Below are 11,875 nucleotides of genomic sequence, written 5' to 3' on the forward strand. Positions count from 1 at the left end.
GGCGGGGCTGGAGAAATTGGCGGACAGCCCGGTCTGGCCCTGGCTCGCGGGCCGGGTGCAGGTGGTGTGGTGGTCGCTCGGGCAGGCCTGTCAGCGCTTGGCGGTCCGGCTCTTCTGGTGGCCGTTCAGCCTGATCCTGTTCCCTGCCGCCGCGCACGATGCCTTGTTACGGCGGCGCATCCGGCAGCACGGCTTTTCCTATGCCAGTCCGCTGATCCATTTCTGGGCGGTGCGGGGGCTCCTCTGGATCTTGATCGGGACCTTGATGCTGTTGGTTGCGCCCATTCCGTTACCGGCGACGGGAGTATCAGTAGGGGGTGGCCGTCGTTGCCGTGCTCTTGGGGCTCGTGCTTGCCAACAGTCAGAAGCGTTTGTAAGTCAGAGGAATACCTAGTCCTGCGGCTGTTGACGAGACGCGACACCCCATTTAGCCATGTGGATCGGGATAAAGTGCTGCCACCTTCGCCGCCTGCACCGCCACCACCCGGCGTACATCCGGCGGGGCGACCACCTCGATATTTGCACCGGCGCCCAGCAGCCAGCGCAGCAACTGACCCGTCTGGGGGACTTGCGCCCACACCCGGATCTCAAAGTCGGAGTCGGGCGGCTCGTCCTTCCATTGCTGGCCCACGGCCAGCGGGCAGGCCACCAGCACCGTTGCCAGATAGCCGCGTACCCGCAACTCCAGGTCGATTTGTTCACCGCGGCCAAAGTCCGCTTGGCCGTTGGCGATGGCCTCATCCAGATCGAATCCGACCGCCTCGTGGGCGGGCGTCTGGGTCAGCACCTCGGCCCGGATCATCCGGTGCAAGGCATAGAGCCGGATCGGCTCATCCTCGTCGTTCTTCAAGGCGAAGAGATAGGGGATGGGTCCGCGTTGCATCAGCGCCTGGGGGTGCAGGCAGGCATCGCTGCGCTCTTCCTCGGCGTTTTCATACAGCACCTGCAGGGCACGGCGTTGCGCCAGGGCCTCAATCACGGCCTCCAGCACCCGCGGATAGAGTTCCACCGCTTGCAGGCGCAGGGTGTCAGGGACGATCCGCAAACGCGTCTCATCGAGTCTTGGACCCTCGGCATTGGTCAGTAACCGTTGCCACAGTCGATCGAGTCGCTGCTGGGGCAGGGCAGCCGCCACCAGATCGCGCACCACCTGGATTTCGTAATCTCGGACCGCCTGGTACTTGTCCTGCTCCTCCGCGACCAACCGGTAGCGCAGCGGCTTGCTGCCGGGGTTGACCGCCTTGATGCGCCCCGCCTTCACCAACTCTTCCAGATCGCGCTGCAGCGCACGCCGACGAGCCGCCGGTGTCTTGCCGGCATAAGCCTCGCCGAGCATCGCCAGCAGTTGCGAGACATCCGGGCAAGCGCCGGGAGCCCGCCCGCGGGGCAACAGGGCCTCCAGGCGCTTGAGGCGCGCGATCCGGGTTTCATGTGCAGCAGGCATGTCGTCAGTATGCGACAGAGTTTGACGCATGGCAATGGTTCAATACGCCTCACCCACCGCCACGCAAGAGGAATCCGCCATGGCCCAGAAAAACCAAGACCTGTCGTCGCGCCAACTGCTTGACCTGATCGGCCTGAGCGAAGAGGACCCGCTGGACCTGCTCGCGGAAGAGCCCCTGGACGGGCTCAAAGGCGACCTCGGTGCGGCCCTGCGGGAGCGCTACCGGTCGTTCAGCGAACCGCATCGCTTCGCCCCCGGCGATCTCGCGGTCTGGAAACCCGGCATGCGCAACCACCGCCTCCCGCGTTACGGCCAGCCAGTCGTGGTGCTGGAAGTCCTGGAGACGCCCCTGTTCGACGGGGAAAGCGATGCCGGATCGACCTATTACCGGGAGCGGCGCGATCTTGTGTTGGGCATGATCTGGGAGACCGGTCCAGGGCGAGGCGACATGATCAGCTTCCATTTTGACCGCCGCCGCTTCATGCCTTGGACGCAGGAGAATTGAGCATGAATGACCATGGTACCCTCTGGCGCACCGATTTTACCACCGTACCCGCGGCCGCGCGCCGGGCCGCCCGCTATGCCCTGCAACTGGTGCGGGGCGATGCGCGCCTGCGTCAGGACCTGAAGGATTCCGATGTTTTGGCCGCCCTGTGGGAATTGACGCTGCCTTTGCTCGATCCTGACGCCGTGGTGGCGCTGCTGTCGCTCTATGCCGATTCAGAGTGTCACTGGACGCCGCCAGGCGCGGTCGATTGGGAGGCGTGGGACAATGTGCAAGGTGCACGACGCCTGGACTACCACATCGCCCGCAGCGCCGACGATGGCCGGGGCGAAGTGCCGTCCCCCCCACTCGGTGCCGCAGAGCTGCGCGAACGCCTGCGTACCTTCTTCAGGACACTGCCGCGCCGGGTGCTGAGGCGGCTGGCGCAGGCCGACGCCGCCGCGCCGACCTCTGCCACCATTGCGCTGCTCGGCGAGGCCCTGGCCCTCGACGCCACCGCGGTACGCATGCTCGATTTCCTGGAGCAGCGTGAGCTGGTCGATCCGTTGCGTCTGCTGTTGCGCGCCAACGTGCGCACCAGTGGCCGCATTTCCTCCCGGATCAACCTGGGGCGACTGGCGACCCTGCTGGGCCTGGATCGGGCGATCACGCAGAGCGCCCTGGCCAGGTGTGCCCCGCTGCGGGCGCTCGGGCTGGTGGATTGCGACGACGGTTTCAGTGACCTGGAGGACTTTCTGTCCCCCACCGGCCTGTTGCGCGAGGTGCTGGAGGCCGCCCCGCGGGATGCGCAGGCGCTGCTTGCCCTACTGATCGAACCGGCCCCGGCCGGCGCCTGGCGCCTGGACGCCTTTCCGCAGTTGGCGGAGGCGACCGCTCGCCTGGAAGGGGTCTTGCGTCACAGCTCGGCCACCGCGGCGGTCGGTGTCAACGCCCTCTTCTACGGGCCGCCCGGCACCGGCAAGACCGAACTGGCGCGGGCGCTGGCGGCGGCCTGCGGGCTGCGCGCCTATCAGGTGCGCAGCGCCGATGAGGATGGCGACGGGCTGCGGCGCACGGGGCGGCTCTCGGCCTATCTGCTCGCCCAGCGCCTGCTCGGGCGGCGACGCGACGCGGTGCTGATCTTCGACGAGGTCGAGGACGTTTTTGGCGCCGGTGACGACCTGTTCGCGCTCCTGCGCGGGAGCCGTCCGACCGGCCGCCAGAAGGGTTGGATGAACCGCATTCTGGAGGAGAATCCGGTGCCGGCGATCTGGATCACCAATGACGCGGACAGCATGGACCCTGCGTTCCTGCGCCGTTTTCTGCTGCCGGTCGCCTTTGTGACCCCGCCCCGCTCGGTGCGCCGCGCCATTGTCGAGAGCCACCTGGGTGATCGCGACCTGCCGCCGTCCCTGCTCGACGAGTTGGCCGCCGACGCGGTCCTGACCCCGGCCCAGTTGGGTGCGGCCCGGCGCCTGCTGGACCTGCATCCAACTGGGCCGGCCGAGCAGACGGTACGCGCCGGGGTAGCGGCGGTGCGCACCCTGCTCTATGGCGCGCCGGCGCCCCGCCGACGGACCCCGGCGACTCGCTTCGACGTGGCTTTTCTCAACCTGGCCGGCGGGATCGCTCCGAACGCCATCGCCCGCGCACTGGCCGAGCAGGGTCGCGGCAGCCTGTGCTTCTACGGTCCGCCCGGGACCGGTAAGACTGCCTTTGCCGAGGTTCTGGCCGAGGCCCTGGACCGCGAGTTGGTGGCACGCCAGGCGTCTGACCTCATCTCGCCCTATGTCGGGCAGACCGAGCAGAACCTGGCGCGGTTGTTCCGCGACTGCGACCCGGCGCACTCGGTCCTGCTGCTCGACGAGGTCGACAGCTTGCTCAGCGACCGGCGGGCGGCCCGGCACAGTTGGGAGCGGACCCAGGTCAATGAGCTGTTGCAGCAGATGGAGCGTTACCCCGGCATCTTCATTGCTGCCACCAACCTGATAGCGGGGATCGATGCGGCGGCCCTGCGGCGGTTCGATTTCAAGCTGCATTTTCGGGCGCTGACACCGGCGAAACGGCTTGCGCTATTCGCGCGGGAGGCCCTGGAAGATACCACCGTCGCGGTCGCGCCGGAGCTGGCGCGCTATCTGGAGACGCTCCAGGGATTGACCGCGGGTGACTTCGCCAACGTCTGCCGCCAGCGCACCCTGCTCGGGGAGGGCTTGACGCCAGAACAGTTCCTGCGGCGGCTGGCGGCGGAGTGTCGATTGAAACAGACTCATGGGCGGGAAGCGGCATAACCCCCCCCCGTTCTCGTGCCACCGCTCCAGCGGTGGCACGCCTGTGTCAGGCGCTCTGCGCCTCAGACGATGGTCAAGGCCCCGGAGATCGAGGCTTCAGCCGGTTCGGTCGGTCGTCAGGCCGACCGTCAAGCCGCCGCGCCGCCCAGCACCCTTAACCTTGGCGTCCCCGACCTGATTGCTCACGACTTGACGCCGGTCCGGGGAGGGGAGAATACTGGACACGAGGAACCGCCAATGATCAATCTCTTCGACTGAGCGGAGCGCGATGCAACTCACCCTGCAAATTCCCGACGGTCTTGCCGCGGAACTGCGACCCCGCGAGTGGCGCTTGCCGCGCATCTTGAGCCTTAGTTTGTGCGAGTTCGACGCCGCCGAAGGAGCCGCCGGATTCTCGAGAGTGGATAAGGTACGCGGCCCAATGCCTTTGGACGGGGGCGATGCTGCGTCGCTCCGCATCCACTGCTCCCGGTGGCTTGGTGGATGCGCTGCGCTTATCCATCCTACGCATTGAAAGCTAAGCAATTAATGTGATTTGGCGCCTTTTCAGCGAGATGTTTTTTTGATTCGGAGGGTGAGAAATGTGCATTATAACGCTCCTGAATGACGTGACTTCCATGCTTGCTGACACAAGAAGAGCAAGGCGAGACAATATTGATGCGCTGTCAACAAGAGTCCTACTTGATGTTCACGCACTGCGAAGGGCCAGAGATCTTTTTAGCGACCAACTAGCGCCAGAGTTCAGCTTGTTCGACTATCTGTCCGCGAAAGAAAACGGCATATCCCGCTGCTTTCGCGATCTTCTTGATCCAAAAGGAAAACATGGTCAGCGAAGGCTGTTTCTGGACTCGTTTCTTAGGCGAATCGGTGCCGACCAATTGGCTGGCCCCGCCGCATGCCAAAAGGTAAGCGTGGAACAGCCCACGGATACGAACCGTCGGATCGATATCTATCTAGAATTTGAGAATGGCTTGATCGGAATCGAGAACAAGCCATGGGCTAGAGATGGTGATTTTCAGTTGCACGATTATGCTGCTTGGCTGATGAAAACGGCACGACATAGACAATTCAAATACTGGCGTCTGATTTATATAAGCAACACCGAGCCAGATCCGTCAAGTATCTGTAACGCTGAACGGGAACAACTGAAACGCGATGGACGTTTCTATCAAATGCCATACTCGGAAGTGATCGAATGGCTGGGGGAAGGCGCAGCGAACAGCAAGGCTTTAGCCGTCCGCATTTTTATAGAGCAGTTGGCAAAATTTCTCCTTACTAACGTGAATGGGGAGCTTGACATGTGTGAAGAACTGCAAGTCCGAGACGGCGTACTGGCCAGTCCAGGAAATCTGGAGGCCGCGTTCTTGGTGAATGCTGCTTTTGAGTCGATAAAGAGGCATCTGCTTGATCTTCTGAAAAAGGATCTGCAGACAAAGCTTATCGAAAACGGGCATCGGATAGAAAGCGATGAGGGATTTTATAAGGGAAAGGCAGCGGACTATAGGGGGCTGCAATCGAACGAAATCAGGATCATTTTCGATAATCAGCAAGATGCAATGCTCACCATTGGATTCGAAGAGAGCGGATACAGATACTTCTATTTTGGGATAGCAGGACGAAATGTAAATCTTGTAAAGAGCGCAATTCCGAGAGCCGAAATCACTCGAAAGATGACGATCCTGTTTGGCGCATCTGCACCTGTAGGCATAAACGATCACTGGATCTGGTTTCGCTATCCAGACGGCATCGATGTTCTCGGGTTTCGCTTCGATGAAGAATTCCGCCACTGGTCTAATCACCCGAAACCTTGGATTGCCATGCGAGACGGGACGCTGGCTGATAAGATCCTGCAGATCGCCGATATGGTGCGTGACGCATTTCGAGGTCACATGCATCTACTCATGCCGGATGACTGACACCGCCTGCGTCTGCCGCGCATGATCCGAAACGAGGTCAGTGAAGACCCGTCCGAATCGCATGATAAAAATAGGCAGCAACGCTTCTTCCTTGTCGATGAATCCCTGAGAGGGTCGTATCATGCTTTCCGTATTGGATAAGCTCATTTTCGGCGTTGGCCTATTGATCTTCTTGCAATTGCCTAAGTTCGTAGACGATTACGAACAATTCTTGGCCGGCTATTATGAAAGCACGAAAACCCAGGTAGCAGCTTGGAAGCAAATCGCTCGGTCACACGAATTTGCGACGCTAGAGGATATGATAACCAGGCATTTGGAAAATGCGGAACCAAGTGTCAGAGATGACGCGACGTTGATGGCCTTGAGGGTACAGGAATTGAACTTACTCCAGCAAGGAATTGACATTTTCAAGAATGACGGCATTTTTCATAAACTGTACTGGATGCTCAATCCGACTCGGCTTGAAGTTATTGGTAAGACGCTCGAAAATTTCAAGGCTGGCCTTCCGCTTAGAGTGGACAGCCTCGCGTTTGGGTTTGTGGGCGCCTTCTTGCTGAGCCTCTTGACGGTCTATCCGATCAAACTCCTGGCGAGAAAACGAGAAAAAACATGAGGAACAGCAGCTTACGGACATGAATCTTGAGTAGTGCATGGTATCCTCTACGCGTCGACTTTTTGATCAATCTCGCCAGGAAGCTCAACATAGTCGTAAACACGACCTCCAGAACAATCGCCGTTGGAGGTCTTCAGATGCCATCAGAATTATTCCGTTCACCGGCTTTTTTACACTCAACCTTTTTCCGAAATCCATCATGCAGGGCGCGCAAGAGATCAAGATATCTACCTTGAAAATACCGACAGTCAAAGTTTCTTGGCATGGCAGATATAGAAAGTTCCCGAATGATTTGAGGGCGTAACGGAAATCCCTGTGAAACCCACCGCGTCCAGAGAGCGTTGGAGCCACCGGCGCGTTGCGTATCCCCATGTGAAGGGACCATCCACGGCGCCATCATACTCAATCTCGTGCCGAGCAGAGGAAAAGTCGTCCTGAGTAAAGCTCCCGGATTCGATTAATACGCTTCCTTCTGGGGCCATGAGACCGTGAAGACGTTGAAGCGCTTGAAGAGTTGCATCCTCGGTTCCGAAGATTCCGAGGCCATTCCCCATCAGGATTGCTAGATCAAACCGAGAGTCCGCCGGCAGATCGTCGAAATGCTCGAAAACGCGCGCGCCTGCAATCCGTTCGGCGCAATAATCGCGCAGCTGTTTGTCGCTTTCCACCAGCGTTATCGCTGCATGCGGTACAAGTGACTGGACAAGAGCACTATGTCGTCCTATCCCGCAACCAATATCCAATGTTCGGACGATCCGCAGCCCGTCGAGACACCCGCGCAGTAGAGCCTCCTCTTCCGGCCGCAAATGCAGAAAATCGCGACAGGAACACTCGATTTCAGGACCACCGACAATCCTCATGCAAAATTGTACATCTCCTATGCGGTGGCACTGGTTCAGTTCGGTTACCACCGCTTGCATTTGATAATGCTAACATTTTAGTAATGATCCAGCCCGAACAAAAGTATAAAATTACACGATTCGCAATGCGCCGCAGAGGTAAAAGAAAATATAACTCGCTGAATATTTAAACTATCTTTGAGGGGCTGCCCTGTTCTGGCGCATACCCACGATTTTTGCAATGAATTAATTTAATTCAATATTTTTCAGTTAGTTGCATGCAGAATCCAACTGAACCAGTGCCTATGCGGTCGCCCATTTGGGTAAACATTGCCGCTGAAAAGGCGGTCATGTCAAAAGCGCTCCGATCTTGGTTATTACAGCGTACATGACCCGGGGGAATGACAGGGCGCGGCTGGCCGGAACGAGGCCATAGCGGGGGAGCACTGACATCAAACTTGCCCTTACGCAACACGCGGGTCACATTGTCCGTGACTAGCAGGACGCCCTGCTGGTGGCAGGGGAACTTTATCACCGCGCGGACCTCCCCGTCCATCAGGTCGCTGGTGAGAAAGCAGGGGGGGATATTGCGCGGTAGCCGATGGGGTGGCTTCCAGCCCGCGCCCGCAACGGGCCAGCCGTGCGGTAATGGAGGCTCTGCGCGGTCTCGATGCCGGGCAAGAGGTCCTGCTGCAAGACGGGTGGACTTCCCTTCGGCTGATCCGTCGCTACCTCCCAGCCCATGCAGAACGGGCACCTTTGCCTTCAGGCGCCCCCAGTACGCCAGGACTTGATCTCTGCTATGATCTCCGCGGCAGTCACATCCTGGAACTGGGACTCTCGCTCAACGGTGTAGTCGCCGCTACCGGCGCAGAATTGATGCAGGAAGCGGATGGTAGCGACGACCCCAAGCTTTCCAATAAGAGCCAGATTAGCCCGCAGGCTGATGTCAGCGATCGGTTGAATGCGTACAGTCATTTGAGAATCTCCGCTATGATGCCCAGGAGAGGCGCCATCTGACACTGAAGCTGAGCGCTAGCGCGACTCTTGCGCAGCAATTTGTCATCGCAGTTTAACCACGTTACCCCCTGAACCCCTACCCCCTGGCAACAAAGAAGACAAAGAATCATATTCGGGAGCTATGTATGGCAATAGGTGTCGGTGATGCTGAGCCGGAAAGCAGACGACTCGATGAAGAGCGGAAGCGCCGCGAGGAGTTGGAGGCGCAAAACCGCGTGTACTGGGTTGAGCCTTTAACAATGAAGCTTCAAGACATTCTTGAGGGCGATACCCCAGAAGCTAAGGATGCGCTTGATGAGCTATTTGGTGATTTGAAAGAAGAGAAGATTCTTTGGTATCCAAGCGCTGGCTTTGACTATCGAGACATCTTGGAGATGACGGCACCGAGGCGGGAACTACATGGCATCAAAGAACCTCCGAACATAATATGTCATACTGATTACAGTCCAGGGTTGACAGGCTTGGGCAACGAGATTCGAGATATTATACATATAGACCCAAGAACAACGGTTCGGATCATGGAGAAGTACGCGCTTTCACTCAAAAAAGAGGCGCAGGTTGCTTATCGAGTAAATCCTGAATATGCTTACTTTGATGGCGCACTTTCACAGCCTACAATTTATTTACTTAAGCTTCTGATTATTTCAGATGCTCTTGGGGAAATATCCGCGACCGTCTTTTTCTTTTTGTTTGAGAACCACAACTTCCTTCAGCAAGTAATTCTCAAGCACGGGCTTCGCATTACCCACTTTATCAAGGTTCGGGATGGGAAACCATTCGGCGGAAATGGGATAGGTTCGTCTGTATTCTACCCTCTTCTTGGAAATATCGGAGTCAGATACCTGATCGCCGATCATATAACCGATTATCCCGAATCGGTATTGGATAATGCAGCGAAAATCTTTCCTTTTCCGCATAAAGCATTTGCCCTTTGCCCTACGGGAAGAGAGCTTAATTGGAGCGGTCACACAGTGAGGATATTTGAAGTGATCCCCAAGAATGGCGAGCTAACTAGAGAAGAGCTTGCGGTGATTCTGGGCCAAATATCTGGATAGGCAAGATACACCGATCGGGAGATCACCGGCATGGTTCACCCCGACTGGGCCATGCGGCGGCGGGTCCTGCGCCTGACTCTGGTAGGAGAGTGGGACGGGACTTGGCCGGTTGGTTCGAGTCTATACTCATGATCTACCGTGCGACCTCCAGGAAGGACCGCTGAGGCTTGGAAAATCCAGCGACCTGATGCCGGAGAGTCGATCATAAAACACAAACTCGCGAGAAGCCGGCCCCGCTCCGATCGCCGACTGGCGATGGGACCGGGGCCTACTGTCTCGCGGGTTCACGAGCGCGGCCTGCCCGTCCCGCTGGTCGTATCAACGTATGTGAACAAACAACTATGCTGAAAGTCAAAGTGACGGCGATCGGAAACGCGATGGGTCTTGTGCTGCCAACCGAGGCGCTTGACAAATTGAAAGTCGGAAATGGCGATACCTTGTATCTGATTGAGGATGCAGTGGGATTTACTCTTACTCCATCTCAGCAGGATTTTGAAGCGCAGATGGAGGCCGCCGACAAGGTGCTGAAAAAATACTGCAATGCGTTTCATGAGCTGGCGAAATGACCGAGCCGCACTGGGTGTTGGATGCAGTGGTCGTTGCAGTTCATCGGTTGCTGATTACTCAGCATGGTGGAAGCCACGGTATTCGCGACCAGGGGCTGCTAGATTCCGCGCTGGCCAGACCCCGGCAGCGTTTCTGTTACGAACCGCAGGCGACTATTTTTGATCTTGCTGCCGCCTACGGCTATGGTTTGGCCAAGAATCATCCGTGCATCGATGGCAATAAGCGCACAGCCCTGGCGGTTGCGGCGATCTTTCTGGAAATAAACGGATTCAGCCTTGACGCGCCTGAGCCGGAGACGGTCGTGGTGATTGAAGGGCTGGCCGCCGGCGATTTCTCCGAAATAGCACTGGCTAAATGGCTCAGCGATTCATCGGTTCATAGTGCCTGACGAAGCACGGGGCGCGGCTGGCCGGGACAAGGCAATAGTGGGGAGCACTGACATCAACTTTGCCTTTACACAAAACGCGGGTCGCATTGTCCGTGACCAGCAGGACGCCCTGCTGGTCGCGGGGCACCTTTATCAGCGCACGGACCTGCCCGTCCATCGGGTCGTTGGTGAGGCTGCCGGCGGATACTGCGCGGTGGCCGATGGGGTGGCGTCCAGCCCGTCCCCGCAACGGGCAAGCCGTGCGGTACTGGAGGCGCTGCGCGGTCTCGATGCCGGGCAGGAGGCCCTGCTGCAAGACGGGTGGATCGGCCCCCGGCTGATCCGTCGCCACGTTCATGCCCATCTGTGCCGGCAACTCGCTCGCGATCGACGCACGCGCAGTAGCGCCAGCACCTTGGCACTGCTGCAATGGCGGGCGGGTCGTTTCAGTGTACTCAATGTGGGCGATTCACGGGTCTATCGGGTCGACCTGGACGGTCGCTGGCAGCGCCTGTCGCGGGATCATACCTATTTCGAGTCGATGGTCGAACGCGGGGAGATCGCCCGGGATCAGTCGGTGGGCCAGCTCTACCACGATCTGGAGCACATGCTGACCGCCGACGCGCAGGAGGATGACTTTGCCATGCACTGGCGGCAGGGTGAGTGGGCGCCCGGCGACACCTTTCTGCTATGCACCGACGGTCTCCACGACACCCTGGGCGAGACGCGGCTGGAGGCGATCTATCGGCCGGAGCGTCCCGTGGATGAGCAGGCCGCCCTCTACCGCGAGGCGGTGTTGGATGCGGGGGCGCCTGACAATGTGTCGCTGATCCTGGTGCGCATCACGAGTCTCGGGATGCCAGTCTGAAACGCGATTCCGGCGCAACTGTCGCAACCTGTGGCTGTCTGGAAAGGCCGGTCGCGAGTGTATGCCCAACTTTTTTGCGACAAGGCATGTCGCATATCCCGGTTATCCTCTGCGAACACTTCAGCACGGTCGGGCATTGATGCCGAGGCGCGGTGGCGCCGGTTCGGCCCGCTGGTGCAGGAACGAGAATTATCGCCCTTGAAATATCCATGTATCAACGCGGCCATGCCATCCCAGCAGTTCCAAATTTAAGACCATGATGTTATGAATGGATCTTCAGCGATGACTGGAGAGTCCGATGGTAACTTCCGATGCGGCGGGTTTGCCGCTGTTGACGGCGGGTGTCCTGATCAAGCAGATCCGCGACACCTTTGAGCACCTGCTCGACGTGCGCAAGGGTGGCAACAACCAGAC

At 58.7% G+C, this 11,875-nt stretch carries 12 protein-coding genes; 9 read left to right on the top strand and 3 right to left on the bottom strand.

Features of this window, described 5'->3' with window-relative positions:
- Nucleotides 1-394 (top strand): DUF4400 domain-containing protein (locus QZX93_RS20030; RefSeq protein WP_295394891.1); only part of this gene is annotated, 394 nt, incomplete at its 5' end.
- Nucleotides 395-427: 33 nt separating this feature from the next.
- Here QZX93_RS20030 and QZX93_RS20035 read toward each other — a convergent pair.
- Nucleotides 428-1,444, bottom strand: coding sequence for a WYL domain-containing protein (locus QZX93_RS20035; protein ID WP_295393157.1), 1,017 nt, complete (start codon nucleotides 1,442-1,444; stop codon nucleotides 428-430).
- 28 nt (nucleotides 1,445-1,472) lie between these two features.
- Between QZX93_RS20035 and QZX93_RS20040 the strand changes: the two genes are divergently transcribed.
- The 4 genes from QZX93_RS20040 (at nucleotide 1,473) to QZX93_RS20055 (ending at nucleotide 6,745) form a co-directional block, all read left to right on the top strand.
- Entirely contained in the window at nucleotides 1,473-1,949 is a 477-nt protein-coding gene (locus tag QZX93_RS20040; RefSeq protein WP_366760813.1) for a hypothetical protein, read from the top strand.
- Between the two features lie 2 nt (nucleotides 1,950-1,951).
- The gene (locus QZX93_RS20045; protein ID WP_295393158.1) at nucleotides 1,952-4,216 is read left to right on the top strand and encodes an ATP-binding protein; all 2,265 of its coding nucleotides are present in this window, start codon (nucleotides 1,952-1,954) and stop codon (nucleotides 4,214-4,216) included.
- A gap of 746 nt (nucleotides 4,217-4,962) precedes the next feature.
- On the top strand, nucleotides 4,963-6,132 hold the full coding sequence (locus tag QZX93_RS20050; protein ID WP_295393159.1) for a PD-(D/E)XK nuclease family protein: 1,170 nt from the start codon (nucleotides 4,963-4,965) through the stop codon (nucleotides 6,130-6,132).
- Between the two features lie 121 nt (nucleotides 6,133-6,253).
- A complete protein-coding gene (locus tag QZX93_RS20055) occupies nucleotides 6,254-6,745 on the top strand; it encodes a DUF2937 family protein (RefSeq protein ID WP_295393160.1) in 492 nt (163 codons plus the stop codon).
- 248 nt (nucleotides 6,746-6,993) lie between these two features.
- Here QZX93_RS20055 and QZX93_RS20060 read toward each other — a convergent pair whose 3' ends face one another.
- Entirely contained in the window at nucleotides 6,994-7,665 is a 672-nt protein-coding gene (locus QZX93_RS20060; protein WP_295393161.1) for a class I SAM-dependent methyltransferase, read from the bottom strand.
- Between the two features lie 684 nt (nucleotides 7,666-8,349).
- A complete protein-coding gene (locus tag QZX93_RS20065) occupies nucleotides 8,350-8,562 on the bottom strand; it encodes a hypothetical protein (RefSeq protein WP_295393162.1) in 213 nt (70 codons plus the stop codon).
- A gap of 167 nt (nucleotides 8,563-8,729) precedes the next feature.
- On the opposite strand from QZX93_RS20065, the gene QZX93_RS20070 reads away from it, so the two are divergent.
- The 4 genes from QZX93_RS20070 to QZX93_RS20085 all read left to right on the top strand — a co-directional run bounded on the left by QZX93_RS20070 (nucleotide 8,730) and on the right by QZX93_RS20085 (nucleotide 11,461).
- Nucleotides 8,730-9,659: a hypothetical protein gene (locus QZX93_RS20070; protein WP_295393163.1), complete on the top strand. Its 930-nt coding sequence runs from the start codon at nucleotides 8,730-8,732 to the stop codon at nucleotides 9,657-9,659.
- A gap of 341 nt (nucleotides 9,660-10,000) precedes the next feature.
- Nucleotides 10,001-10,225, top strand: coding sequence for an AbrB/MazE/SpoVT family DNA-binding domain-containing protein (locus QZX93_RS20075; protein ID WP_295394894.1), 225 nt, complete (start codon nucleotides 10,001-10,003; stop codon nucleotides 10,223-10,225).
- On the top strand, nucleotides 10,222-10,614 hold the full coding sequence (locus QZX93_RS20080; protein ID WP_295386881.1) for a type II toxin-antitoxin system death-on-curing family toxin: 393 nt from the start codon (nucleotides 10,222-10,224) through the stop codon (nucleotides 10,612-10,614). The genes QZX93_RS20075 and QZX93_RS20080 overlap by 4 nt, the downstream gene beginning before the upstream one ends.
- 37 nt (nucleotides 10,615-10,651) lie before the next feature.
- Nucleotides 10,652-11,461 carry a protein phosphatase 2C domain-containing protein gene (locus tag QZX93_RS20085; protein ID WP_295386875.1) on the top strand — a complete coding sequence of 270 codons (810 nt, stop codon included), beginning with the start codon at nucleotides 10,652-10,654 and terminating at the stop codon, nucleotides 11,459-11,461.
- Nucleotides 11,462-11,875: the final 414 nt, after the last annotated feature.

The sequence above is a fragment of the uncultured Thiodictyon sp. genome (assembly GCF_903946935.1).
In the GTDB taxonomy this organism is placed as follows: domain Bacteria; phylum Pseudomonadota; class Gammaproteobacteria; order Chromatiales; family Chromatiaceae; genus Thiodictyon.